The sequence below is a fragment of the Marinobacter excellens LAMA 842 genome (assembly GCF_001574445.1).
GTDB lineage: Bacteria > Pseudomonadota > Gammaproteobacteria > Pseudomonadales > Oleiphilaceae > Marinobacter > Marinobacter shengliensis.
In genome coordinates this window covers 63031-86992 of sequence record NZ_LOCO01000014.1, presented here as the reverse complement: position 1 = coordinate 86992, position 23962 = coordinate 63031, and the positions used below count along the sequence as shown (strand labels likewise).

25 protein-coding genes are annotated in these 23962 nt (G+C 58.4%); 12 read left to right on the top strand and 13 right to left on the bottom strand.

Annotation, left to right across the window (positions count from 1 at the left end; all coding sequences use genetic code 11):
• Window positions 1-357: 357 nt before the first annotated feature.
• From J122_RS12690 to J122_RS12680, 3 genes are all read left to right on the top strand, one after another.
• Window positions 358-1053 carry a GntR family transcriptional regulator gene (locus tag J122_RS12690; RefSeq protein WP_227510195.1) on the top strand — a complete coding sequence of 232 codons (696 nt, stop codon included), beginning with the start codon at window positions 358-360 and terminating at the stop codon, window positions 1051-1053.
• 408 nt (window positions 1054-1461) lie between these two features.
• Window positions 1462-1734 (top strand): ComEA family DNA-binding protein, encoded by a 273-nt coding sequence (locus J122_RS12685; RefSeq protein ID WP_061332622.1) that lies wholly within the window; start codon window positions 1462-1464, stop codon window positions 1732-1734.
• 109 nt (window positions 1735-1843) lie between these two features.
• Entirely contained in the window at window positions 1844-2788 is a 945-nt protein-coding gene (locus tag J122_RS12680) for a DMT family transporter (RefSeq protein WP_061332621.1), read from the top strand.
• Between the two features lie 18 nt (window positions 2789-2806).
• Here J122_RS12680 and gloA read toward each other — a convergent pair whose 3' ends face one another.
• Window positions 2807-3355, bottom strand: a complete 549-nt coding sequence (gene gloA / locus J122_RS12675) for a lactoylglutathione lyase (protein WP_061332620.1) — start codon at window positions 3353-3355, stop codon at window positions 2807-2809.
• Between the two features lie 200 nt (window positions 3356-3555).
• A complete protein-coding gene (locus tag J122_RS12670; protein ID WP_061332619.1) occupies window positions 3556-4695 on the bottom strand; it encodes an alkane 1-monooxygenase in 1140 nt (379 codons plus the stop codon).
• A 257-nt stretch (window positions 4696-4952) separates the two neighbouring features.
• Between J122_RS12670 and J122_RS12665 the strand changes: the two genes are divergently transcribed.
• A complete protein-coding gene (locus J122_RS12665) occupies window positions 4953-5609 on the top strand; it encodes a GntR family transcriptional regulator (protein WP_061332640.1) in 657 nt (218 codons plus the stop codon).
• A 113-nt stretch (window positions 5610-5722) separates the two neighbouring features.
• Window positions 5723-6670, top strand: coding sequence for a YbgA family protein (locus tag J122_RS12660; protein ID WP_058092753.1), 948 nt, complete (start codon window positions 5723-5725; stop codon window positions 6668-6670).
• Between the two features lie 73 nt (window positions 6671-6743).
• Here J122_RS12660 and J122_RS12655 read toward each other — a convergent pair whose 3' ends face one another.
• From J122_RS12655 to J122_RS12645, 3 genes are all read right to left on the bottom strand, one after another.
• Window positions 6744-7475, bottom strand: a complete 732-nt coding sequence (locus J122_RS12655) for a YdiY family protein (protein ID WP_058092752.1) — start codon at window positions 7473-7475, stop codon at window positions 6744-6746.
• A 25-nt stretch (window positions 7476-7500) separates the two neighbouring features.
• Complete coding sequence (locus tag J122_RS12650; RefSeq protein ID WP_058092751.1) at window positions 7501-8520, bottom strand: rhodanese-related sulfurtransferase; 1020 nt, start codon at window positions 8518-8520, stop codon at window positions 7501-7503.
• 283 nt (window positions 8521-8803) lie between these two features.
• Window positions 8804-9535: a DsbA family protein gene (locus J122_RS12645; RefSeq protein WP_061332618.1), complete on the bottom strand. Its 732-nt coding sequence runs from the start codon at window positions 9533-9535 to the stop codon at window positions 8804-8806.
• Window positions 9536-9650: 115 nt separating this feature from the next.
• Between J122_RS12645 and J122_RS12640 the strand changes: the two genes are divergently transcribed.
• Entirely contained in the window at window positions 9651-10616 is a 966-nt protein-coding gene (locus J122_RS12640; protein ID WP_058092749.1) for an NAD(P)H-dependent flavin oxidoreductase, read from the top strand.
• Here the strand turns inward: J122_RS12640 and J122_RS12635 are convergent.
• The 7 genes from J122_RS12635 to J122_RS12605 form a co-directional block, all read right to left on the bottom strand.
• Window positions 10599-11192: an ACP phosphodiesterase gene (locus J122_RS12635; RefSeq protein WP_058092748.1), complete on the bottom strand. Its 594-nt coding sequence runs from the start codon at window positions 11190-11192 to the stop codon at window positions 10599-10601. The two genes, J122_RS12640 and J122_RS12635, sit on opposite strands and share 18 nt — an antisense overlap.
• A 3-nt stretch (window positions 11193-11195) precedes the next feature.
• Window positions 11196-12701: a DUF5666 domain-containing protein gene (locus J122_RS12630; RefSeq protein WP_061332617.1), complete on the bottom strand. Its 1506-nt coding sequence runs from the start codon at window positions 12699-12701 to the stop codon at window positions 11196-11198.
• Between the two features lie 39 nt (window positions 12702-12740).
• On the bottom strand, window positions 12741-13142 hold the full coding sequence (locus J122_RS12625) for a hypothetical protein (RefSeq protein WP_058092746.1): 402 nt from the start codon (window positions 13140-13142) through the stop codon (window positions 12741-12743).
• On the bottom strand, window positions 13139-13984 hold the full coding sequence (locus J122_RS12620) for a DUF6502 family protein (RefSeq protein ID WP_058092745.1): 846 nt from the start codon (window positions 13982-13984) through the stop codon (window positions 13139-13141). The genes J122_RS12625 and J122_RS12620 overlap by 4 nt, the downstream gene beginning before the upstream one ends.
• A gap of 79 nt (window positions 13985-14063) precedes the next feature.
• The gene (locus tag J122_RS12615; RefSeq protein WP_058092744.1) at window positions 14064-15494 is read right to left on the bottom strand and encodes a DUF5666 domain-containing protein; all 1431 of its coding nucleotides are present in this window, start codon (window positions 15492-15494) and stop codon (window positions 14064-14066) included.
• A 203-nt stretch (window positions 15495-15697) separates the two neighbouring features.
• Window positions 15698-16042, bottom strand: coding sequence for a chaperone modulator CbpM (locus J122_RS12610; RefSeq protein WP_058092743.1), 345 nt, complete (start codon window positions 16040-16042; stop codon window positions 15698-15700).
• 11 nt (window positions 16043-16053) lie between these two features.
• On the bottom strand, window positions 16054-17013 hold the full coding sequence (locus tag J122_RS12605; protein ID WP_058092742.1) for a DnaJ C-terminal domain-containing protein: 960 nt from the start codon (window positions 17011-17013) through the stop codon (window positions 16054-16056).
• A 156-nt stretch (window positions 17014-17169) separates the two neighbouring features.
• Between J122_RS12605 and J122_RS24815 the strand changes: the two genes are divergently transcribed.
• The 6 genes from J122_RS24815 (at window position 17170) to J122_RS12575 (ending at window position 22785) form a co-directional block, all read left to right on the top strand.
• Window positions 17170-17370: a hypothetical protein gene (locus J122_RS24815; RefSeq protein WP_058092741.1), complete on the top strand. Its 201-nt coding sequence runs from the start codon at window positions 17170-17172 to the stop codon at window positions 17368-17370.
• Between the two features lie 57 nt (window positions 17371-17427).
• Window positions 17428-18663 (top strand): MFS transporter, encoded by a 1236-nt coding sequence (locus J122_RS12595; protein WP_058092740.1) that lies wholly within the window; start codon window positions 17428-17430, stop codon window positions 18661-18663.
• A 105-nt stretch (window positions 18664-18768) separates the two neighbouring features.
• Window positions 18769-19455: a DUF3348 family protein gene (locus tag J122_RS12590; RefSeq protein WP_061332616.1), complete on the top strand. Its 687-nt coding sequence runs from the start codon at window positions 18769-18771 to the stop codon at window positions 19453-19455.
• A complete protein-coding gene (locus J122_RS12585; protein WP_061332615.1) occupies window positions 19452-21524 on the top strand; it encodes a DUF802 domain-containing protein in 2073 nt (690 codons plus the stop codon). Before J122_RS12590 ends, J122_RS12585 begins: the two co-directional genes overlap by 4 nt.
• Window positions 21524-22180 carry an OmpA family protein gene (locus J122_RS12580; protein ID WP_061332614.1) on the top strand — a complete coding sequence of 219 codons (657 nt, stop codon included), beginning with the start codon at window positions 21524-21526 and terminating at the stop codon, window positions 22178-22180. Before J122_RS12585 ends, J122_RS12580 begins: the two co-directional genes overlap by 1 nt.
• A complete protein-coding gene (locus tag J122_RS12575) occupies window positions 22177-22785 on the top strand; it encodes a DUF2894 domain-containing protein (protein ID WP_227510194.1) in 609 nt (202 codons plus the stop codon). The genes J122_RS12580 and J122_RS12575 overlap by 4 nt, the downstream gene beginning before the upstream one ends.
• A 37-nt stretch (window positions 22786-22822) precedes the next feature.
• On the opposite strand, the gene fba is transcribed toward J122_RS12575, so the two are convergent.
• The gene (fba, locus tag J122_RS12570) at window positions 22823-23887 is read right to left on the bottom strand and encodes a class II fructose-bisphosphate aldolase (RefSeq protein WP_061332612.1); all 1065 of its coding nucleotides are present in this window, start codon (window positions 23885-23887) and stop codon (window positions 22823-22825) included.
• Window positions 23888-23962 lie beyond the last annotated feature (75 nt).

Genomic DNA, 23962 nt, shown 5'->3' with positions numbered 1-23962 from the left:
ATCCCTGCTGCGCACAGTCTGTGGAGGGGTTCCCGCACATCGGCTTGGTTGGCTCCTGTGATTGCGGCATAAAAAACTGATTACGATTGCCTGAAACTCGATGTGGAATAACGTGGCAACTCCACTTTCTCGGCAGACGCCTCTAACAGGCCTGGGGAGTCGGGGCGGATGTTGGGGTGGGCCTTTCAAAAGTGTGCGCAGCAGGGATGCTGCGCTCAAGCCCCCATGGATGGGTTCACGGCGTCTTTTGAAAGGCCCACCCCAACAGCCGGCCCAGCGCCAAACTCCAAAACAAGAGGACACCCCCAAAGAGGGAATACTCCGAAAATGAAAACGACCACCAAAAGAAAGGCCTCCATGGCAGACAGGGTTTATGAAGCCCTGAAGGACGATATATTTGAGTTCCGCCTGATTCCCGGAGACAAATTCAGCGAAGGCGACGTAGGTGCTCGCCTGAACGCCAGCCGGACACCGGTGCGCGAGGCCCTGTACCGGTTGCAGCGGGAAGGCTACGTCGACGTCCTGTTTCGCAGTGGCTGGCAGGTTAAGCCCTTTGACTTTCAGCAGGTGGAAGAACTCTACGACTTGCGGATTACCCTCGAACGGGCCGCCATGCACAAAATCTGCGCCCTGCCCGCGGAGCCACAAACCCTGCGCACCCTGATTGCCATCTGGAACCCGGACCACCCCTCCGAACGGGCCGTGGGCAGCACCGTGCGGGCGCTGGACGAGAGCTTTCATTGCGACCTGGTGGCCGCCGCCGGCAATCGGGAGATGACCCGCATTCACCGGGAAATTACCGACCGCCTGCGGATTATCCGGCGGCTGGATTTCACCCGGGATGACCGGGTGGATGCCACCTATATAGAACACGCTCAGATTCTGGAAGCACTTCGCACCGGCCATGCCACCGATGCCGCCGACCGGCTGACCCGGCACATCCGGTCCAGCCAGAAAGCGGTGCGGGAAATCACCATGGAGAAGATAAAAGAGGCCGCCGAAGCCCATCGTGGCGGGCAAGAAATTGCCCAGAAAAGCCCCGTGAAACAATGAACTTAGGTTCACCGGCAGGCTCACAGCGCTGTAGGAAATATCGCACACACCGACAGGCAGATGTCCGATTCTTAATGAACCGGCCAGGCGTAGAATGAGCATTGTCAGGGATGACAAGCCAGCACGGACGTTGGCTCAGGGATGGAAACTCCACGGAACCGGAGTTGCCCGATGGAACAGGGCTTACAGGGACGAACGCAAGGACGAAGTGCTCAGGATGATGCGCGCCTGATGGATCAGGCAGGGGTCAGCCACGGAATTTGGGGACTACACGGACTGTGGTCCCGTTCCGTGCACTTACACAGCCTACCGTTTTACCGTTTCTCTCATCGCTCCAGCCCATTACCCACACCCACGGTTTGTTACTCCTGACGTCTCATAACAACGTCTTTAAAAAGGAGTTCTCCGATGAAACACACAGGCATTCTGGCTACCCTCGTTCTGCTGTTCTCTCTGGCCACAGGCTTCGCCCACGCTGAACAGCCGGCTACCATTAACATCAACCAGGCGGACGTTGCCACGCTGGCCACCCTGAACGGCATTGGCGAAAGCAAGGCCGAGGCCATTGTGGCTTACCGCTCTGAAAATGGCCCCTTCCAGTCTGTGGAAGACCTGGCCAATGTGAAAGGCATCGGTGCTCGCACCGTTGAGCGCAATGCCGATCGGCTGTCTGCCGAGTAAGCGTTAAAGCCCTCCGGGCAGCCCTGGCTGCCCGTTCTTTCCCCTATAGCGCCAACTGCCAGCCACTGTTACCCTTTTTGGCTTTACATTCATTGCGTTGGCCACTTTCATGATTCATGGCGCTTTACTCATCGCGTTCGCGGCCCTGCTGTGGGGCACCACCGGCATTGTTGCCAAATTCCTGTTTACCGGCACCGAGCTGACCGGCCTTACGCTTGCGCTGTTGCGCCTGGTGGTTGCGTTGCCGTTTTTCTACCTGTTGATGCGGCGGGAACAGCGACAGCTGGAAGTTCAACATCCCGGCCAGAAGGTCGCCGGTAGTTCACTGCGCGGGCTCAGCGCCAAGGCCTTATTACCATTAGCAGCAATGGGGTTATTCCAGGCGTTTTATCAGGGTAGTTATCTGGTGGCCGTTGACCTCACCGGGGCCGGTATTGCCACGTTGATTTCGTTATGTCTGCCGCCGGTTCTGGTGGCCATTCTGGCGGCACCCATGTTAGGCGAGAAGCCCGGCCCGCTGACACTGGCGGCGGCGTTTGCGGCCATCCTCGGCACTGGCATGCTGGTGGCCAGTGATATAGACACGGCCGGCACCTTGCGGCTTGCGGGTATTCTGATGGCATTGCTGGCAGCAGCCGTATACACCGGCTTTACCCTCACCAGTCGCTACAATTCCGCCGGCACCCCGGTGTTCACCACCGCCTTTATCTGCTTTCTGACCGCTACCCTTATGCTGGTGCCGATAGTGGCGCTGACCGGTGGCTTTGCCGGGCTGGCCAGCCTGGGGCTTTCCCACTGGTTGATGGTGCTGTACATCGGTGTGGTGCCAACCTGTATTGGCTACCTGTGCTTCTTCGCGGGGATGAAGACCACGCCTGCCACGCTTTCCAGCATTATTGTCACGCTGGAGCCGTTGTTTGTGGCACTTCTGGCCTGGCTGATTCTGGGTGAGGTGCTGGGGCCCATCGGCATTACCGGGGCTGTGATACTGACCATGGCGGTTATTGTGGCTTCCCGTTACGGCAACGCTCCCGGCAACAGTCGTTCAGACTGAAGCCGGGGCCATATCGGGTCAGCCGTCTTTGCGCTGTTTCTCCAGCATGTTCGGCTGCAGGATTTCAATCCAGTAGCCGTCCGGGTCTTTGATAAAGGCCAGGCCTTTCATTTTTCCGTCGTCCGGCTTTTTCACGTACTCCACGCCCAGCTTTTCAAAGCGTTCGCAGGCGGCATACACATCCGGCACCGCAATGCCGATATGGCCGAAGCCCTGGGGCTGGTCGTTGCCGTTGTGGTAGGCAAAATCAGCGTCGTCTTCCGTGCCCCAATTGTGGGTCAGCTCCAGCATGGCTTCGCGGCCAAAGGTGAAGGTGGTGCGGTGGGCGTCATCGTTGGGTACCAGCTGAGCCTGTTTGTCGTCCAGATAGCCCAGGAAATACAGGGTGAACTTCATTTCCGGGAAGTCCAGCTTGCGCACCAGGCGCATGCCCATCACGCGGGTGTAGAAGTCCATGGAGCGCTCGGGCTCTTTGATGCGCATCATGGTCTGGTTGAATACGTAACCTTCGGTCTCGGGAACCGGGGCGTCGTAAAGGCCCGGCGCCTGTTCGAAATGCTTGGGCATGTCGAGTGTCCTTATCGGATGGAGGGTTCAGCCAATATACCTGTGTGCCCCCTTCCCGGATTTCAAGGGTAAAAAAAGACCCCGTGAACCAGAGACGAATTCACGGGGCTTTAAGGCCGGGTGTTACCCCGGCATTCTCCAGAGACACTCTGAAGGCGGTATCGCCCCGGCCATGCAGGCCGGAGCTAATGAGAGAACTGTCAGGAGGTAAGCTGGTGCTCTTCGCCCCGGTAATAGGCTTCTACCCGTGGGTTCATCACCTTGCGCCAGAGGGGCGGGATGCAGGCCAGCACCACCATGGTGGCGTAACCCGCCGGCAACTGCGGCGCGATGTCGTGATGGCGCAGCACCTGGTAACGGCGCTTGGCAAAGGCATGGTGATCACTGTGGCGCTGCAGTTGGAACAGGAACACGTTGGTCAGGAAATAATTGCTGTTCCAGCTGTGCTCCGGCGTGGTTCGCTCGTAGCGGCCGTTGTCCAGCTTGCGGCGATGCAGGCCGTAGTGTTCCAGATAGTTGACGATCTCCAGCAGGGTAAAGGCAATAAAGCTCTGGCCCAGGAAGAAGGCGGCGCCGAGCCAGCCGAACGCAACCGTGAAGGCCACCAGAGCCAGCAGGCTGATGCCGTACCACCAGATCAGCTCGTTACGCCAGCTCACAGGTGCCTGCCCCTTGCGCTTCAGGCGCTCGGCTTCCAGCTTCCAGGCATTCATGAAGTTACGCACGTAGGCCTGGGGCAGGAAGTTGTACAGGGACTGGTTGTAGCGTGAGGATGACGCATCCTCCGGCGTCGACACATGCACGTGATGGCCCCGCAGGTGCTCCACCTTGAAGCCCGCGTAGCACACCAGCGACAACAGAAAGCCACCGGCCCAGGGTTCCAGCTTGCCATCTTTGTGAATCAACTCGTGGGCTACGTTGATGCCCAAACCGCCCACAATACCGATGGACACCACCCAGCCAATGGCGCCGGCCACACTGAACACGCCGGAGGCCAGGGTAGTCATGCTCCAGACCAGCAAGGCGGCGTAGGCAGCCACCCAGCCGAGCGTGATGACTTTGTAGAACTTTTCCTGATTCAGCCGGGGCACGTCGTCCTGCTCATCCGGGTTCAGGGCGTCTTTGCCGAGCATCATGTCCAGCAATGGAATGATTCCGAACACCACCACCGGCACACCCCAGGCAAACAGATTGATCAGGCCGGTGCTTTCCCCGGCCGCCAGCAGCAACGGCGGCAGCACCAGGGGAATCATGGCAATCAAGTAGCTGTATTTTTTCAGGGTAATCAGAACCCGACGGCGGCCAGCCTCGGTATTCCAGGTAATCAGACGTGAGCTCATGGTAGCCCCCTTTTGTTGTAAAACGTTGTGTCGGGATGGGAATAATGGCCTTACTTTTTCTGCATTATTGTCCTACAATATATCAGTCGTCAAGCATTGTTCTGGTTATTTTTTGACAAGTGTCACGAAACACCCGCCCAGCGCGGGCCTGAATCCATCCATCAAGAGGCTGTGATAAACTCATGCGCGTTCAACCATCTGCCGGCGTACTGCCCTCTTTGGCCAGCCGGATTGTTCAACCTGTTCAGAGAGCCCTTATGGATTTTCAGGTGCCCAACACCCTGGCGGAGCAGATAGCCAACTACCTGGCGGAACGCATCATGACCGGGCAGATCCGCCCCGGTGAACGTATTCAGGAAGCCAGCCTGGCGAACGAACTCAAGGTCAGCCGGGCGTCTGTGAAGGAAGCGTTGTATACCCTGGAACGCTGGCACCTGGTGGAAATCACGCCGCGCAAAGGTGCCTCTGCCACCAAACTGAACGCCGATTACGCTTCAGAGCTGTATGACGTGTACATGCACCTGCTGATGATGCTGGCCGCCCGCCTGTGTGAACGCTGGCAGGAATCGGACAAGCCGATGATGCTCGACGCCGTGGCCCAGGTGGTGGACCAGGTAAAACAACCGGCCACCGACATTACCGCGGTGGTAGAGGCCAGTTTCGGGGTGATGGAGGCCTGCTGTAAGGTGGTGGACAACCCGTACCTGACGGAAGCCCTTTCCAACTTCAAACCGGCTGTCAGCCGCGCGTACTATCTCAGCGCGGAGCGATATCGCCAGGGGCTGGCACAGACCAGTCAGTTTTTCTCGGAACTTCCCCAGGCAGTCCTGGCCAGAGACGCCGACAAGGCCCAGGCGCTGATTCGCGGATTTGCCGAGCACCAGAAACAGCTGATTGAGCAGGCCCTGAGCTGAGGCTTTCAGAGGTTCAGCATTCAACTGGAGCCCCGGGTCTGTAATTGATCGGGCTATACTCAGAGAACGTATAGTGGTGTAGTACCCGATCATCCAACGGCTGGAGAGTTTTAGTGACCGGTATTCCTGTTGGCATTAGCACTTGCCTGCTCGGCAAGGAAGTTCGCCACGACGGTGGCCACAAGCATTCCCGATACTGCACCCAGGTGCTGGCCAAGCATTTTGAGTTCCGCTCTATTTGCCCGGAACTGGAAGCCGGCCTGGGTGTTCCCCGCCCGGCCATTCACCTGCGCGAGCACGAAGACGGCCTGCACCTGGTGGAAAGCAAGGGCACCAAAGACCACACCGAAGGCATGCAGAACTTCATTGCCGAGGTGATGCCCTCGCTCGCCAACCTGCGTGGCTACATCCTGATGGCGAAATCCCCCAGCTGCGGCATGGAGCGCATCAAGATTCACAACGCGGAAGGTAATTTCATGCACCGGGATGGCCGTGGCATGTTTGCCGAGGCGCTGATGAAGGCCTACCCGTTAATGCCGGTGGAGGAAGAAGGCCGCCTGCACGATGACATGTTGCGGGAGAACTTCATTGAGCGCGTGTTCTCCTACGACGACTGGATGCAGAACGTGGCCGGCGACAAGCTGACCAAGCAATCCTTGCTGGAGTTCCATCAGCGCCACAAGTTCACGTTGCTGGCCCACTCTGAAAAAATCTACCGGCAGCTTGGCCCGATGCTCGCCGATCTGAAAGCCGAGCCGCTGGCGCAGATTGCGGATCGCTACATTCACGGCTTTATGGAAGCCATGACCCAGCGCGTAAGCCGGGGTTCTCACGTGAATGCCATGCAGCATCTGCTGGGCTACCTGAAAGACGGGATGGCAGCGGAAGAGAAAGCGGTGCTGCTGGAGCAGATTGAAGCTTACCGGCGCGGCGAGATTCCACTGGTGGTGCCGATGACACTACTGCGACTGGCCCAGCGTAAGGAGCCGGTGGATTATCTGCACACCCAGAAGTACCTGACCCCCTACCCGGATGAGTTGGGACTTCGGAACAACGTCTGAGGTTCTGGATAACGAAAAAGGGGCAGATGATTTTACCATCTGCCCCTTTTTCGTTGGCTCCGGGAATCCGGAATCAGAAGCCGTACAGCAGTGAGAGCGAGGTCTCGGTGTCGGTTTTGTCTGAGCCAACGGGCGCATCAGACACGTGCTTTACCCGGAAAGCCGCTTTCATGGAGAGGCTACCGACAATGTTGCTCTGCAGCGAGGTCTCGGACTGGCTGATGGTGTTGTTCTCATCCAGGCCAATCTCGGTGCTCAGTTTCTGGCGAAACAGGGCAGTTTCAGACAACGCGTAATCGAACTGGCCAGCCAGGCGGGCGATGGCCTCTTCTTCCACATCCCGGCCATCGGGGTTTTCCTGCCGCAGCTTGTTGTAGCGATAACCGCCTCCCACTGAGAGGTCCAGGAAGGAACGATCCCCTGCCTGCCAAACACGGTTTCCATAACCGGTGGTGAGGGTGGATTCGAAGTCATAACCGGAGAACCGGTCGTCTTCATAGGAGCCACGCACAAACCAGTATTGATTGTCGTCGAATTTGTAATCAGCTTCGAGGGCCGCCTTGTACTCTTCAGCGGTGGTCTGATCTTCCGTCTCTGTGTAACGGGAGCTGAACTCACCGGTGTTGCGCCAGGTTTGGGTCTCATGCTGCAATCCCAGGCGACCGTTCACTTTGGTTTCTTCGGTGTTGCCGGAGGTTACCAGCACACCGAGTTCTGCCTCCCCTGTCCAGTTGCCACTGTCCTGGGCCTGGGCCAGCGGGGCCAGTGCCATACATGCGACTGCCAGTGGTTTTCTGATACCCATGTTATCTCCTTGGTTGGGTTAGTTTTCAGTTGTTAACAACCTTACGAACTTTCTCCCCCTCCAGACTTTTGCGGGCCTGTTCTTCCCTTTCGGCCTTCTTGCGGGCCTTCCGCTCAGCAATAACGCGGGCGGCTTCACCACCCACGTGCGCTTCCCCGCGTTCCCGGGCCAGTTGCATCTGGCGCTCACGTTCCTTGAACCGGGCTTTTTGTTCTTCTGTCAGTGATTCAATGCACTGATGGCAGCTTACGCCCTGTTCGTATTCCGGGCGTTGTTTGTCTTCTTCGGTGATGGGCCGGCGGCAGGCATGGCACTGGTCGTAATCGCCACGTTCGAGGCTGTGGTTGACGGTTACCCGGTCGTCAAACACGAAGCACTCGCCCTGCCAAAGGCTCTGTTCCTGGGGCACCTCTTCCAGGTATTTCAGGATGCCGCCTTTGAGGTGGTATACCTCATCAAACCCTTGTTCTTTCAGGTACGCCGTGGATTTTTCACAGCGGATGCCGCCGGTGCAGAACATGGCGACTTTCTTGTGTTTGCTGGGGTCCAGATTCTGTTTCACATACTCTGGAAATTCCCGGAAGGTGTCAGTGGCCGGATTGACGGCGTTTTTGAAGGTGCCAATCTCAACTTCGTACTGGTTTCGGGTGTCTACCAGCAGTACTTCGGGGTCTGAGATGAGGTTGTTCCATTCTTTGGGGTCGACGTAGGTGCCAACCACTCGTTTGGGGTCGATGCCTTCAACGCCCATGGTGACGATTTCTTTTTTGAGTTTGACCTTGGTGCGCTTGAAGGGCTGGATGTCTACGAAGGATTCTTTGTAGTCCACGCCGTCGAAGCGCTCGTCGCTGGCGATCCAGTCTTTGATGGCGTCGATGCCCTGGCGGCTGCCGGCGATGGTGCCGTTGATGCCTTCCCGTGCCAGCAGCAGGGTGCCGTGGACGTCTTTTTCCAGCATGAGGTTCAGCAGGGGTTGGCGTAGGTCTTTGTAATCATTCAATACTGCGAACTTGTAGAGTGCGCAGACGACTATTTCGTTGCTCATGGTTTCTCCTGCGGGCCGGATCGTAAATCCGGAGCATGGTTTGATGTTTGTTACGGGGCAAAGTTTAACCAACTGGGGTTTCGGTGCAAGTCGGGGTTTACTTAGTTTGGGTGCCTTTGTTCCCGCGTTCCCGCCACTGGGTGGGGAGAACTGTACAAAAGACGCTGTGAATACGTCCCTGTACGCTCCGCTCCGCCATCCATGGCTCCGTAGGCTTTTGTACAGTTCTCCCCACCCAGTGGCTAACTTTTCGGTTTGCCGTCGGACTTATTGCGGCGTGTGCTTAGTTATTCGCCTTTTCCAGTTCGCGCTCAATTACTGCGGAGAGCTGTCCCCAACCCGGTCGGGTTAGTTGGATGTTGTCTACCATCACTGTTGGGGTGCTCATTACGCGCATCTGGGTGGCCACTTGCAGGCTTTGTTCTACCGCTTCTTTGTGGAGTTCGGTGGTCAGGCAGCGGCGGAAGCGGCGTTCTTCGAGGCCCAGGCCGTTGGCGTAGCGGGTGAAGGTGGTTACCGGGTCGTTGGAGCCGCTCCATTCGCTTTGTGCGTCGTAGAGTTTGTCGTGCATTGGCCAGTATTGGCCCTGGTCTCCGGCGCAGCGGGCGGCCTGGGCGGCGGGGACGGCGTTTTGGTGTTGGCGTAGGGGCAGGTCGAAATAGACGAAGCGGACTTTGCCGGTGTCTACGTATTCCTGTTTCAGGCGTTTGCTGGCTGAGGCGAAGCTGGCGCAGGCGGGGCATTGGTAGTCGGCGAATTCGCGTACGACAACGGGCGCGTCTGCCGGGCCAATGGAGATGCCGTATTGGTCGAGGGAGGCCGGGAAGTCTGATGCGTTGGGGGCGGCTACCGGTAGTGCCTCGGAGGTTGGTTTGGGCGGCAGGGTGAGGAAGTACACGGCTACCGCTACGGCAATGACAACCGCTACCGAGATGCCGATGATGGCCGGTTTCTTGTTTCTGTGCTTACGCGGTGCGGGGGCGCCGGTTTGTTTGCGTCTTTTTGCTTCACCCATGGTGGGCTCCTTTTGTTTTGTCCTGTCACCCGTTGGAACGATTGTCCACTGCTCGTCGGGCAGGCTAAGATCCCCTATATCCTGAGAAAGTTCCAATAAAAATCAAGGACCAATCATGCCAATGCCCGTTCAGCTCAAAGATTCTCTTTCATTACCCCTGATCGCCGCGCCAATGTTTCTGATTTCTTCGCCCCGGCTGGCGCTGGCCTGCTGTAAGGCGGGCGTGGTGGGAAGTTTCCCGGCGCTGAATCAGCGCAGCAGTGAGGGATTTGAGGGATGGCTGGTTCAGATGAACACAGAGTTGGCGCAATGGAGACAGGCCCATCCGGACTCAGTTACCGCGCCCTATGCGGTTAATCTGGTGGTGCATCGCACCAATCCTCGCTGGCAGGCGGATCTGGAGCTTTGTGTGAAGCACAAAGTGCCGATGGTGATTACCTCCCTGGGCGCGGCCAGCCAGGTGGTGGAGGCGGTGCACAGTTATGGTGGGCTGGTGTTCCATGATGTAACCAATCAGAAGCATGCCCGTAAGGCGGCGGAAGCTGGGGTGGATGGCATTATTGCCGTGAGTGCAGGGGCCGGTGGCCATGCCGGTACCACCAACCCGTTTGTACTGGTGCATGAAATCCGTGAGGTGTTCGATGGCACCATTTTGCTGGCCGGCGGTTTGTCGCACGGAGAGGATCTGTTGGCAGCCCAGGCACTGGGGGCGGATCTGGCCTATATGGGGACACGGTTTATCAATACCGAGGAATCCGAGGCAGAGGATGCCTATCGGAACATGATCATCGAAGCCGTATCAGCGGATATCATCCATACCCCGGCGGTGTCCGGTGTACCGGCCAGCTTTATGCGCCAGAGTCTTGAAGCCGCGGGCTTTGATATGCACAAGCTGAATCAGGCCGGCGATGTGAATTACGGCGAGAAACTCAAGCCCATGGACGATGAAGCCAAAGCGTGGAAGACGGTCTGGTCAGCCGGCCAGGGTGTGAGCCAGATTCATGATGTGGTGCCTGTTGAGGCGTTGGTTCAGCGATTGGAAGCGGAATATCAGCAGGCCCGTTCACGCCTGATGGGATGATTCCGGAAAGCGGTTGGCGAAGGCCTGAAGTTCCGGGAAGAAGGCCAGAAAATGGCCTTCCAGTTCGGCTTCGTTGGCCCGAATTTCGTCGATGATGCCGGTAAACCGGTTAGCAAAGCGGATTCGGCCGGCCACCCTGTCGAGGGCATAACCGATGTTGTCCAGATCCTGATAGGCGCCAAACCAGTCGTGTTCAACCATGCGGCGGGTCACCACAGCCATGTTGTCCGGCATCAGCGCCCGGTGGCTTTGCAGTTCCTGGTATACGGTCCGGATAAAGGTATCTTTGTCCCAGTCACTGAACTGTTCCCAGTGCCGGAGCAGGAAGTGGTCGTAGAGGATATCCAGGGCCACGCCGGCAAAGCGCCGGCGCTCTTTTGAGAACAGGCTTTTGCTGGCCAGCACCTGCGGATGCTGGTCGGTGAATACATCAACCGCCAGGTGGTGCCGCACGCCTTCGAGCACCGGCGCCGGCACATGATCCCAGTCCAGCCCCCGGGTGAAATCCCCGAGGATACTGCCCACTCTCGCCTCCGGTGAGTCCGGTGCGAGGAAGGTGTGGGCGAGGTGGTTCATGGCTCAGTCTTCGCTTTCCAGTTCGATTCCATCGGCCACGAAGTTGCCCGGTGTTGGCTCACGATACTCTACTTCAAGTACCGGCCGCTGCCCGGCATCGAAGGCATCAATCAACTCGTCGCGGCTGGTGCCTTCAAACTGGGTATCTATCGTGGTTTGCACATCAATTCCCAGTACCGTGAACACAGTCCCCTGCACGTGCGTGAGCTGACCCTGGCTTTCATATTCACGATCCGCCGCTGGCCCATTGTCTTCCTCATTGCGCTCAACCTTTATCGCTTCAAGCACAACGCCAGAGCCGGACTGCCGCTCAATCCCTTCCACTTCCAACTGATAACTGCCGTTCAGGTCCGCCAGTTTCAGGCGCAGATCGCTGTCATCGTCGGTGATGATCGTCCGTGGCGTGAGCTGCACCAACACACCACCAACCCGGAAGGTCTGGTCGTTGAAGTTGAGCGTGTTGACGTCGAGGACACCGTCTACTGACGCGTTGCCTTCACGAGCTTCAATTTCTTCAGCCAGTACGGAGCCATTGTCCTGGAAATCCCCCTCAACCTGTATCAGCATGCCGGCGGTCAGATCCGAGGCCGACAAACCATCATCAAACTCGGTATTGTCATCGACAAAGACAATCAGGCCGTTGATGTGGAAGGAGCGGGTCGATGCGTTGTAGTCGGTGCTCACGGGGCCTGAGAACTCAATGTCATCGCCGGAGCCCCGACGGTAGCGACGGGTTTCGCCTTCGTCGATTTCCCGGGCAATCAATACGCCATTGGAGATCGTACCTTCGGCTTCCACCAGCAGAAGATCTGCCAGATCGGCTTCCGTCAGCGACCCGACGAACGCACTGTCAGTGTACGAGACTAACTGCCCGTTAATGCTGAACTGATTCAGATTCAGCTGCAATGAACCCTTGTCAATGCGGCCTTCAATCTCTACGTTGGTTTCATCCTGCGTCATCAAACCAATGTGGCTTGCCCCGTACCGACCGTTGGGATCCGGCTCACGCCAGCCACTGATGCGCACGAAAGCGCCGTCTGCCAGGGTTTCAAGCGTAATGTCCTTGAACACCGTCTGCTGGTCGGCAACCACAGTCTGCTCATAGATAGTGAACTGCACCGATTCGACCATACCGTCGGCATCCAGGGTCTGAATCAGATTGTCCACACGCCCACGGAAGGTATCGTCGTACTCGACCGACTCCGCATTCCCTCGGCCATCAACCCGCCACTCGCCTTCGATCCTCAGGATCATGCCTTCCTGTAACTGGTCTTCACGCTCAATGCCGTCATCACTGCTGACGCGACCATCCGTCTCAAACCTCACGCCATTGACGAAGACGCTGCCGAAACCGGAAACCGGCCCAACGCTGGAGCCTGTGCCTCGGATGCCGCCGTCGGCAACGCCGACTCCACCACCGCCACCGCCGCCGCAGGCACTCAACACGCCGAGTGCGATCGGTGCGGCGGCGAGTTTCAGCATTCTGTGAAGCGTTACTGCTCTGAACATTGTTCTCTCCTGCAGGCCATCCGGGCCCGCCACTGATCGTCAGCTGTCGTTGTGGCGTCGTCGTAGCTTGTCGATGTCAACAAAATCATCGTAATTGCCCAGGCTCAGTGAACCGGTAGCACCCCAGGGAGCATAAGCGCTTCTCTTTAACAGAACGTGACCGCTCTCCAGGGTTTCCACAATGCCCTTTCGAAGCAGTTCCGCAAGCACGACAGAAGGCACCAGGTTTGGGTTGGCGATTTGCACCAGGTCAACAAAGGAATGGGGTTCATGGGGCGTTGCAAGCACCACCCTCGGGTGGTTCTCCTCATCCAGGAAATGCTCGGAACTCAGCCAGTATCTCACCACCTGACGGGCTCCCGGCGAAAGCAGCGTGCTGACCAGTTCGGTGGTTTGCCAGCGCGGGGGCTGTCCGGTCGGGACATTAAGAGCCATCATCATTCGTCTCCGCTCTTGTTCGTCTGAACCGGCTCTTCAAAATAGAAAATGCTGACGCCGGTCCGTACCGATTCGCCGCCCTCCTGGCCGGATACTCCCCGGTCGTGAGGCCCTAACCAGCTGTCCAGTTCTTCCAGCAGGGCCTGGGACTGCCTTGCGGCACGCTCGCGCCACTCATTAATGACGTCTGGTGGAACACCGTTGTACGTGAGCGTTCGCTGAAACAGGGGTTGCTGCCCGTGTTCACTGCTCACCAGGTTGTGATCAATGGTAGCTACAAGATCTGATACGTCTTCGCCGAAGATCTGGAGCATTTCTTCGCTGTCTCCGGTGGGAACATAGGCTCGTTGCTTCAGGTGCAACTGGCCGCTGTCCACATCCACACTGACCACGCCTACACGTTGCAGCTCATCCAGTACGGCCCGTGGCGTCATGTCGCCGCTGTATTTTCGAACCAACTCACTGAAGCTGCCCGGGCCTTCAAACACCAGGGCAGCGGGTTCTCCGTTACTGGCCTGGAAACCGGTGTCGTGAACCCAGCCGGAGACCACTCGTGAGGCCCGGTTGGCGTGGGAGGTGGTTTCCCGAACCGGGTTTTCGCCCGCCAGGATCTCCCGCTGTTTGCGTACTTCCTTACGGGTCAGTCCGGTCATGACGGCCGCCCGGGAATCGGTCGGTTTACGGCGGCCATCGGAAAAATCTTCCAACGCAGCCTCCACATACGCCCTTTTCACCAGCTCAGAGAACTCGCCGAACGGAACGCCATTGCGCAGCAGCAGCCTGGCCATCGGGCGCAAAATGCGGAACAGCGCTTGGTGCAGGGGATTGGATTTGGCATCAGTCATATTTGGGATTGTATTCCCATCTTGCCCCGGAAAACCAGACACAGGTTGCGGTATCCCCCGCAACCTGTGTCCTTCAACCTCAGTTTTCAGGGTTTGCGGTCAACTCATACTCTCCGCCGATGGTCTGGGCGTATTCAACCTCGGCTTCATCACCAACCTGAAGGCCCGCAACGCTGAAGCCATTCAGCAGGATTTCCAGATTCATCACCGTCACCGACGTATCGGAAATGGCATCGATTCTGGCCTCCAGCTTAAAGTTATCATCTTCGTCGCTGTCTTCCCGCTCAATGATGAAGGCTTCAAGGTGATCAGTACGCTGACGACCTTCCACCTCAACATAGTCCCCAACGCTGAAGGCGTTGATGTCATCAACCCGATTACGCAGGTCGTTATCGCTGTCATCGTCGTCGATCAGGGTATTGGCGGTGAGTTGAACGCGAACGCCACTGACCACCAGCAACTCATTGTCCAGATCGATCTGCTGGATGATGCCGTCCAGTTCCGCATCGCCTTCCCGGCCTTCCACTTCTTCCGCCAGCAGAGTGTTGTTGCGGAAATCACCCTCGACTTTCACGAACACGCCATCCTGAAGGCTGCCCTCGCTGATGTCGTCAAACTCAGTCTCAGCATTCAGCTGAACCAGCACGCCATTAATCCGGAAGGTGCGGGCAGACGCATCGAAATCGTAGATATCACCGGAAATTTCAACGTCATCGTTGTCGTCAAACAGGTCGTCCTCATCATCAATTTCCTCGGCAAGCAGGACATTGCCGTCTGCGTTGAGCTGACCTTCCACCTCAACCACAAGCCCGTTCTCCAGTTGGTCCAGACTGAAATCATCATCCGCGACCGCGCTGGTGTAATCCACTGTGAAACCGTTGATGGTGAAGGTCTGCGACTGCGCATTCAGGTTCTGGACCACGCCTTCAAGTTCAGCTTCATTCAAATCGTCAAAATCCGAGTCCAGCGAACGAGCACCCACGAAGCTGGCCCGGAAGCTGCCGTCATTCAGGCGCCAGCCGCTTACCCGAACCCGATAATTGGCAAGCGGTGCCGCAAGCTCAACCGGCGTGGCCCCGCGGAATACCGTCTGGTTGGTCAGCGCAACCGTCTGCCCCAGCAGCTGCAATTTACCCGTAGCTGCAACGGAGTCCCAGATTGCGCCGGTGAGTGGCCCACGGAGGGTATCGTCGTAACGGATATCACTCGCCTGCCCCTCGCCACGTGAATCCCAGCTGCCTTTAACCTTGAGAACCATGCCTTTTTCCAGCTGGTCCTCCCGCTCGATCCCGTCGTCGCTGTTCACGCTGCCATCGGTGGCGAACCGGGTGCCATTGACGTAGACACTGCCAAAACCGGTGACGGCACCCACACTGGTGCCCTCGGCGTTGGCACCGGTGCTTACTGAACCGGAGGAGCCAGAGCCGCCCCCACCACAGGCGGCCAGACCGCCGGCCAAGGTACCAACCAGAACCAACTTGATCGCCTTTGAAAGTCCGTTGCGCTTCATCTTCCTTCTCCCGACTGATTTGACAGAATCCGGCGCTGTTTTCAGCGCCACACTATTTGGGAATGTTTTCCCAACTATTTAAGTAGGAAAATAATCCCAAATTTTAAATTTGTCCAGTTCAGGAAGATGACAATTTCGTGAATCGTTTCTGGAAACGTGTCCGGGAGCTGAACCAGACATTCAGCCCCCGGGACAAAATACCGCTACTCGCCCATCAGTTGACGAATGCGTTGGTTCAGGCGGTCCACCTCCCTCCGCATGCCCTGTACTTCGTCCAGCAGCTCCAGCGACATGGCCAGCCCGGGCAGGTTGAGTTTGAGATCCCGCTGCAGGCGCAGCGCTTTCTGCAGGCGACTCAATGCGGCCACGTCGAATTGCCACTGGCGCACTTCCGGCACCTCGTCCAGTGGCGCGATGACTCCATAGTCCACCAGTTTGATCACAAACTCTGCATGGCAGCCCCCGCGTTCGCAGATTTCCCGAAGCGAGAAGGTGCTGCCATCGGTGTCGGTGACTTCCACCATCAGAATCCGGTCTTTACTCGTCATGTTCGCCTCCCTCACACGTGCAGCTTGCTGCGCGGATTGAACCCTTTCTCCAGCTCAGCCAGCTTCTCGTAGAGTGCTTCGGCTTCCGCCGTGTGCTGTTCGGGCATGGCCACTTGCAGTACCACAATCTGGTCGCCCGGGTGTTTGCCCGGAAAGCCTTTGCCCTTGAGCCGGAGTTTGCGCCCGCTGGTGGCCCCCTTCGGCACCTTCACATTCACCTTTCCGGTCACCGTTGGCACTGTGACCGTTGCCCCCAGGGCGGCTTCCCACGGCGAAATCGGCACGGTAAGCAGCACATCCCGGCCCTCAACACTGAAGTGAGGGTGGGGCGCCAGTTCCACTTCGATAAACAGATCGCCAGGCTCACCTCCACCAATTCCGGGTGCGCCCTGGCCCTTCAGCCGGATATGCTGCCCTTCCCGCATGCCCGCAGGGATTTTTACTTTCAGGGTTTTCTGGCGTGGTATCAGGCGGCCATGGTCATCCGGTTCATGAACCGTGAACGACACCTGTTTCTCGCAACCGTTAAAAGCCTCTTCAAGAAACAGGGCCAGCCGGGCATGCACATCCTCGCCCCGCATTCTCATGCTCTGGTGAAAACCGCCACCCCCGAAGCCTCCACGCCGGCCACCGCCGAAGATTTCCTCAAAAAAATCACTGAACTGGCGAGCGTCGGCCTCGGTGTATCCTCCACCGCCAAAGCCCGAGGCACTCTGCCAGCCCGGTGGCGGCTGGAATGAGCCATCGGCGCGGGCACCGTACTTGCGCAACTGGTCGTACTCGGCCCGTTTTTCGGGGTCTTTCAACACTTCATAGGCTTCGCCCACATCTTTAAAACGGTCGCTCGCGTCGGCTTCTTTGCTGACATCCGGGTGGTACTTCCGCGCCAGCTTACGGTAGGCCTTCTTGATCTCCTCGGGCGTGGCAGACTCACTCACACCGAGGACGGCGTAATAGTCTTTGAAATCCATGGCGCTCCTCGCATCTGACCAAAGAGGTTTCTCTGACTACCTATAATTGACGCTGATGGAAAAAATACAAGCCAGTGCTGACCGCCACTTGAGACAGGTCAAGAACTGAGAGGCGGTGGACTACGGCAATGCCACACTGGTCCGGGCCTGTTTGCCATGGACAGCGTGCAACAGCAGCTTGCCAGCCTGCCTGCAGACAAGCGCCAGCAAACCATCAACGATCTGCGCCGCCAGATAGGCTACTCCGAAGAAGCCGTTCGCCAGGAACATTTCGGGTTTTCTGCTCCGACCATCGAACGGGAAGAGGAAGAGGGCTTTTTCCGGTTTGAGCGCGAACGCCGCTACGGCTTGAATTAGTAAGCTAACGTCCATCCTCATAATCGCTTATAGCCGTTAGAGCACCCAATCCTGACAATGGCGGGCTTTCTCTTCCCTGACTGGATCAAGGAGATCAGATTGAGCGCCGCCACCCACAACCCCGAATCCGGCCTTCCGACCTGGCTGATCGTCTTTGCGCTGGCGATGGGCGGCTTTGGTATCGGTACCGGCGAATTCGCCATCATGGGGTTGATGCCCAATGTCGCCCAGGATCTCGGCGTCTCTGAGCCACAGGTAGGCCACCTTATCTCCACCTATGCGCTGGGCGTGGTGGTCGGTGCACCCATTCTGGCCATTCTCGGTGCGCAACTTTTCCGGCGGCAGTTGCTCATACTACTGATGTCCTTCTACGCGCTGGGTAACCTGGCCAGCGCTCTGGCCAGCAATTACGAATCCCTGCTGGTTTTCCGGTTTATCGCCGGACTGCCCCATGGCGCCTACTTCGGTGTTGCTGCGCTGGTGGCAGCCTCGCTGGTGCCAGTACACAAGCGGGCCAAGGCGGTGAGCCAGATCATGATGGGGCTGACCCTAGCACTGCTGATCGGCAACCCCCTGGCCACGGTGATGGGGCAATCCATGGACTGGCGCTATGCCTTTGGTTTTGTTGGCCTGGTGTCGTTACTCACCGTAGTGCTGGTTACCCTGTTCCTGCCCAAAAATCCGCAGGAACAAAGGCACAGCCCGTTAAGCGAAGTCCGCGCCTTTAACAAACCACAAATCTGGTTTGCGCTGGCCATTGGCGCTATCGGCTTCGCAGGCATGTTCGCGGTGTTCAGTTACCTAGCCCCGACGCTGCTGGAAGTCACCCGAGTGGATGCGGTCTGGATTCCGGTGGCCCTGGTGGTGTTCGGGATGGGCGGTTTTGTGGGCAACCTGCTTGGTGGCTGGCTGTTTGACCGTCTGCAATTCCGGGCCGTTGGCGTGATCCTGGTGTTCAGCGCCATGATTCTGAGCGTCTTTCCGTCTGCCACAGGCTCATTGCCGGTGTTACTCGTGGTCTGCTTCCTGACCGCATTGATGGTGGCGCTGGGCCCGGCTCTGCAAACCCACCTGATGGACGTAGCCACCGGCGCCCAGACCCTGGCCGCCGCCTCCCATCACGCCGCGTTCAATCTCGCCAACGCCCTTGGCCCATGGCTTGGCGGGCTGGCCATTACCGCTGGCTTCGGCTGGCAATCCACTGGCTACGTAGGAGCTGCAACCGCCGTGGCCGGGCTGATGATTTTCCTGGTTGCCTGGCGCCACCCTGTGCCTGTGCCAGAGGCCAGCTAGGCGCTCATTTCTCACGCTACAGTCATTATCATTCACTCCGCTTAGCCAGTAGAATAGCGAGCTTTGAACGTTACCTGCGCGGAAACCGGAGTGAAACCCCAGCCAATGCCCTCGCAACCTCTGGCAAATACTGGCCTCAGAGCCAGGCTATTGCGCCAACTGGATGATTCAGCGACAACGCTGAACGGCACCCAGTTGCCCTGCTTCGCAGAGCGCCTGAGCCGGCTGTTCGGTCTGGGCAACACCATGACCCTGGATGCGGCCATTGGTTATCGGGCGAAACAGCCAGGCACGCCTCAGGGCGCCGTGGTAGACCGGTTAACCGAGGAGCTGGCGACGATACGCAGGGCACTGGTTCAGCGTATTCGCGGGTTTGGCTCAGATCTGGAGTTTGATGGTGAACCCGAGCTTGAAGCCGCTCTCAATACCTGGCTCGCACTCCAACGCAAAGTGGCGGCCAACAGCCGTCAGTTGCGGGACAAGGTTCGAAAATCGATGAAAGATCAGGGCCCGAAGCTGGCTCACCTGGCCGAATTGGACGCCGTGTTTGATCAAACGATGGCCGGGTATACCGCACAGTGTTTTTCCCATATTCCCAAGGTACTTGAACAACGATTCGAGCACCGATCGACCACCCCGGAGCAAAGCCCTACCCCGGCCACAACGGCCGACTGGTTCCACCGTTACTGCGAGGAAGCGCAGTCTTTGTTACTCGCTGAACTGGATGTTCGGCTGGAACCGGTTCTGGGTTTGCTGGAGGCTTGCCACAAAGAGGTTAACAACACCCCATGAGTAAACTGTTCTTTACCCTGGCGTTTGCCATCGGCCTGGCCGTGGTAGCCTGGATTGGTGCCGGATTTGTCGGTTCCGACCTGCTGGCGCTGGCGTTTACCGGGCTGATTGGCGCCGTTTACTGTCTCGGCTTTGGCGAACTGGTGAATTTCCGCCGACAAACCCGCGAACTGAACGCACAGGTTCATCAGTTACCTGAAAGCCAGGAGCAGGTTAACCACTGGCTTGGCACACTGCCCGCCCCGATGCAGTTCCCGGTGCAACGGCGAATCGAGGGCCATGCCGCCGCATTACCCGGCCCGCAACTGACACCCTACCTGACCGGCCTGCTGGTGATGCTGGGCCTGCTGGGCACCTTTGCGGGCATGATTGTGACCCTTGGCGGCGCCGCCTCGGCGCTGGATAACAGTACCGAACTGAGCGCTATTCGCAGCGCACTGGCCGCACCGATTGCCGGTTTGAGTCTCGCCTTTGGCACCTCCATTGCCGGCGTGGCCGCCTCCGCCATGCTGGGGCTGGCCTCTACCCTGAGCCGCCGGGACCGGTTGCAGGCGTCCCGCGCCCTGGATAGTGCGCTGCGAAACAAGCTGCATCATCTATCTACAGATCATCAACGCCACCAGGCGTTTCAGGCACTGGAAAGCCAGGCCAAAGCCCTGCCCGAAATGGCCTCGGCCATGGAACGCATGACGGCGCGCATGGAGCAACTTGGCCAGCAACTGGAACAGTCCCTGACCCGGAACCAGCAGGAATTCCACAGCACGGTCGGCCGCCACTATCAGACCCTGGCCGACTCCGTAGCCAACTCCCTGACAACGGCATTAGACAACACTGCAAAGCAGGCGTCAGAGCGGATTGAGCCCATAGTTGTCCAGGCCCTGGAGCAACTTCAGAAGGATGCTCACGGCCTGCAACAAAGCTGGGCAGATAATGCCCGTGAACAACTCACGGAATTGATCTCCGGGTTTCAGGCAGTTACCACGGAGGCGGGCGAACGCTGGCAGCAGAATCTGATTGCACAACAGGCCCAGAACCAGGAGACGTTGGCGACCCTCTCAAAGCAGAACGAACAAAGTCAAAGCCAGTTGCAGGAACAACTCCACACCTGGCTTGGCGCCATCAACGACCAGCACCAAACCTGGCTCAAGGAACAACAGCAACAACTGGTACAGAGCTGTGAACGCCTGAACAATGCAGGAGCTGAGGTAACGCAACACTGGCAGGCCGGTCTGGCCCGACAGCAAGTTCAAAGTGACGACATGCTGGCAGCATTAAATGACGCGCTGACTCAATACCAAAGCCATTTCCAGACCAGCAGCACCGGGTTGATTGAGCAGCAACAGGCCGGGCTGGCGGAACTGCTCAGCACCGTTGCCGCTCAGCTCGATCAGCTTCGGGAACAGGAAAGCGAGCGAGCCCGGGCTGCAAACGAGCGAATGGAACAACTGGAAGCCACAGCAGCCCGCCACCTGAGCGAGCTCGGCACTGCACTGGAAGCGCCCATGACCCGCCTGATTGAGACGGCCTCGGAAACACCGAAGGCCGCCGCCGAGGTGATCCGACAGCTGCAGTCGGAAATCGCCCGCAACAGCGAGCGGGAAAACGAGCTGCTGGAGGAACGCCAGCGACTGGTTCAGGAACTGGACACTCTGCTGGAGAACCAGCGTAGCACCGCTGACAGTCAGCGGGAGGCGGTGGATACCCTGATCACCGGCGCCGGCGAAACCCTGACCGGCATCAGCGAACGCTTCAACACCCTGATCCAGGAACAGAGCCAGCAACTGGGCAAACTGGGCGACGACATTACCGGCAGTAGCCAGGAAGTCGGCGCCCTGAGCGATGCCTTCGCGCAGGCCATTGAGCTGTTCAGCCAGTCCAACCAGCAGGTCATCGGCAGCCTGGCGGATATCCAGAAAGCGCTGGATAAGGCTGGCAACCGGCACGATGAGCAACTGGCCTACTACGTGGCCCAGGCCCGCGAGGTGATTGATCTCAGCGTCAGTGCCCAGAAAGATGTGATTGATGCCGCTGCGGCTCTGCGCCGGGCAGAATCCAGCGAGGTCGGGTGATGGAACAGCTGGAAGGCGGCGAACACCAATCGGCACCGGTCTGGGCCATATTCTCGGACTTGATGGCTGCTTTGGTGGGTATTCTGGCGCTGATTCTTGTGTGGGTGATCGGCATTCAGCTGGAACTCAGCCAGTCCCTGGCCGAGGAGATCGAGAAGCGGGAGGCGGAAGAACAGCGCCGGATGGCCCTGGAGCAAGCTCTCGAAGACCCTCTCACCAAAGGTCTGGTGACGTTCCGCGATGGCCGTATCGGCATCAGCGGGAACGTATTGTTCGAGCTGAATTCAGACCAGTTGCAGGCCGAAGGTGAAGAAGTACTGGAATCACTGATTCGCCCGTTACAGGCCTACCTGGAACAGCACGATGAATTGCTGATGGTGAGCGGCTTCACCGACGACCTGCCCATGCATCCCGGCAACCGTTACCAGGATAACTGGGGCCTGTCGGCCCAGCGGGCGCTCACCGTCACCCGTTCGTTAACAGAACTGGGCCTGCCCAACGACCGCGTCTTCGCCGCCGCCTTCGGCCCACACCATCCGGCCGTACCCAACACGGATGCCGAATCAAGAGCTCAGAACCGGCGGGTGGAAATCAGTACCGTGCCCCGGGCACCTTCGGCGGCCACGGATCCCGAAACCGGGTCAGGCAACGGATGATGAAAGAAGCCTCCAGCCTTTCATTGCTAGAGAACCTGAAGCAACAAGGCGCAGACCGGTTCGATCCGGTTCGCTTTCGTTATCTGGAGTCCTTCGAACAGCGCCTGCGCGCGAACGGACTCCAGCAGGGCGGTCACTGGCGGAAGCTAGAGCAGGCCATTTCCGATTATCAGGCCAGGTTAGAGGGTGCCGAGCAGCCCAGGCAGGCACCCGCTGCCCCTGAGCCATCCCCCATTTCATCCCTGCTGGACCGGCTGAATCAAATCACAGAGACACCGGCCGAAGCCCCGAGATCAACGTTGGAACAAAGGGTGTTTGGAGAGACTTCAGAGCTGGAGCAAACGCGCACGGCATCAAGCTCCAACAGCCCACAACCGCTCAAGGCGATGATCAGAGCAAGAGCGGATCAGGGCACTCAGGCCCTTCAGGAGCGCATCCGCCACGGGATTGAGAGCACCCCGAAAGAGGCGGGGCCGATGAACGCACACCGGCTGGTTAGCCGAGCGCTTGCGGAAATGCAGACGTTGTCGCCAGAGTATCTGGAGCGGTTTGCCCGTTATACCGATACGTTGCTGGCGCTGGAGCGGTTTAGGCAAAAGGGATAGAAAAGCCCCCCGACTCGCGGGGGCTTTTTTGTGCAGCTTACTTAACCTTAGGGTCCAGCTCGCCAGCCTCATAACGCTCGAACATCTGCTCGAGGTTCACCGGCTTTATCTTGCTGGCCTGGCCGGCACAACCGAAGGCTTCGTAGCGAGCTACGCAGATGTCGGTCATGGCAACCATGGTGGCCTTGAGGAATTTGCGCGGGTCGAATTCGGCCGGGTTCTGGGCCATGAAGCGACGAACCGCACCGGTTGAGGCCAGGCGCAGGTCGGTGTCGATGTTGACCTTGCGCACGCCGTGCTTGATGCCTTCCACGATTTCTTCCACCGGGACACCGTAGGTTTCCGGGATCTCGCCACCGAATTCGTTGATCACCTTCAGCCATTCCTGGGGTACGGAGCTCGAGCCGTGCATGACCAGGTGGGTGTCCGGGATGCGGGCGTGAATGGCTTTGATCTGGTCGATGGCCAGGATGTCACCGGTCGGCGGACGGGTAAACTTGTAGGCACCGTGGCTGGTGCCGATGGCGATGGCCAGGGCGTCGACCTGGGTTTTCTTAACGAAGTCCGCCGCTTCCTCCGGGTCGGTCAGCATCTGGTCATGGTCCAGGGTGCCTTCGGCGCCAATGCCGTCTTCTTCACCGGCCTGGCCGGTTTCGAGGGAGCCCAGGCAGCCCAGCTCACCTTCTACGGAGACACCACAGGCGTGGGCCATTTCAACGGTGCGACGGGTAACGTCTACGTTGTATTCGTAGCTGGTCGGGGTTTTGCCGTCTTCACCCAGTGAGCCGTCCATCATGACGGAGCTGAAGCCGAGCTGGATGGAGCGCTGGCAGACGGCGGGGCTGGTGCCGTGGTCCTGGTGCATAACCACCGGGATGTGGGGCCATTCTTCGATGGCAGCCAGGATGAGGTGGCGCAGGAAGGGGGCGCCGGCGTATTTGCGGGCACCGGCGGAGGCCTGGACAATCACCGGGGAGTCGGTTTTGTCGGCGGCTTCCATGATGGCGCGCATTTGTTCGAGGTTGTTTACGTTAAAGGCTGGCACACCGTAACCATGCTCGGCGGCGTGGTCCAGAAGTTGCCGCAGCGATATCAGGGCCATGGGTTGTCTCCTTCGTTGACTTTTTAATGGTTAAATTCTGTTTTGCTTCAGACTTGGGAGTCTGCTTCGGCTGGC

Bases quoted from the DNA above. Each gene is read 5' to 3' on its own strand.
- J122_RS12690 (WP_227510195.1), top strand. From the start codon at position 358: ATGGCAGACAGGGTTTATGAAGCCCTGAAGGACGATATATTTGAGTTC.
- J122_RS12685 (WP_061332622.1), top strand. From the start codon at position 1,462: ATGAAACACACAGGCATTCTGGCTACCCTCGTTCTGCTGTTCTCTCTG.
- J122_RS12680 (WP_061332621.1), top strand. From the start codon at position 1,844: ATGATTCATGGCGCTTTACTCATCGCGTTCGCGGCCCTGCTGTGGGGC.
- gloA (WP_061332620.1), bottom strand. From the start codon at position 3,355: ATGCCCAAGCATTTCGAACAGGCGCCGGGCCTTTACGACGCCCCGGTT.
- J122_RS12670 (WP_061332619.1), bottom strand. From the start codon at position 4,695: ATGAGCTCACGTCTGATTACCTGGAATACCGAGGCTGGCCGCCGTCGG.
- J122_RS12665 (WP_061332640.1), top strand. From the start codon at position 4,953: ATGGATTTTCAGGTGCCCAACACCCTGGCGGAGCAGATAGCCAACTAC.
- J122_RS12655 (WP_058092752.1), bottom strand. From the start codon at position 7,475: ATGGGTATCAGAAAACCACTGGCAGTCGCATGTATGGCACTGGCCCCG.
- J122_RS12650 (WP_058092751.1), bottom strand. From the start codon at position 8,520: ATGAGCAACGAAATAGTCGTCTGCGCACTCTACAAGTTCGCAGTATTG.
- J122_RS12645 (WP_061332618.1), bottom strand. From the start codon at position 9,535: ATGGGTGAAGCAAAAAGACGCAAACAAACCGGCGCCCCCGCACCGCGT.
- J122_RS12640 (WP_058092749.1), top strand. From the start codon at position 9,651: ATGCCAATGCCCGTTCAGCTCAAAGATTCTCTTTCATTACCCCTGATC.
- J122_RS12635 (WP_058092748.1), bottom strand. From the start codon at position 11,192: ATGAACCACCTCGCCCACACCTTCCTCGCACCGGACTCACCGGAGGCG.
- J122_RS12630 (WP_061332617.1), bottom strand. From the start codon at position 12,701: ATGTTCAGAGCAGTAACGCTTCACAGAATGCTGAAACTCGCCGCCGCA.
- J122_RS12625 (WP_058092746.1), bottom strand. From the start codon at position 13,142: ATGATGATGGCTCTTAATGTCCCGACCGGACAGCCCCCGCGCTGGCAA.
- J122_RS12620 (WP_058092745.1), bottom strand. From the start codon at position 13,984: ATGACTGATGCCAAATCCAATCCCCTGCACCAAGCGCTGTTCCGCATT.
- J122_RS12615 (WP_058092744.1), bottom strand. From the start codon at position 15,494: ATGAAGCGCAACGGACTTTCAAAGGCGATCAAGTTGGTTCTGGTTGGT.
- J122_RS12610 (WP_058092743.1), bottom strand. From the start codon at position 16,042: ATGACGAGTAAAGACCGGATTCTGATGGTGGAAGTCACCGACACCGAT.
- J122_RS12605 (WP_058092742.1), bottom strand. From the start codon at position 17,013: ATGGATTTCAAAGACTATTACGCCGTCCTCGGTGTGAGTGAGTCTGCC.
- J122_RS24815 (WP_058092741.1), top strand. From the start codon at position 17,170: ATGGACAGCGTGCAACAGCAGCTTGCCAGCCTGCCTGCAGACAAGCGC.
- J122_RS12595 (WP_058092740.1), top strand. From the start codon at position 17,428: ATGGCGGGCTTTCTCTTCCCTGACTGGATCAAGGAGATCAGATTGAGC.
- J122_RS12590 (WP_061332616.1), top strand. From the start codon at position 18,769: ATGCCCTCGCAACCTCTGGCAAATACTGGCCTCAGAGCCAGGCTATTG.
- J122_RS12585 (WP_061332615.1), top strand. From the start codon at position 19,452: ATGAGTAAACTGTTCTTTACCCTGGCGTTTGCCATCGGCCTGGCCGTG.
- J122_RS12580 (WP_061332614.1), top strand. From the start codon at position 21,524: ATGGAACAGCTGGAAGGCGGCGAACACCAATCGGCACCGGTCTGGGCC.
- J122_RS12575 (WP_227510194.1), top strand. From the start codon at position 22,177: ATGATGAAAGAAGCCTCCAGCCTTTCATTGCTAGAGAACCTGAAGCAA.
- fba (WP_061332612.1), bottom strand. From the start codon at position 23,887: ATGGCCCTGATATCGCTGCGGCAACTTCTGGACCACGCCGCCGAGCAT.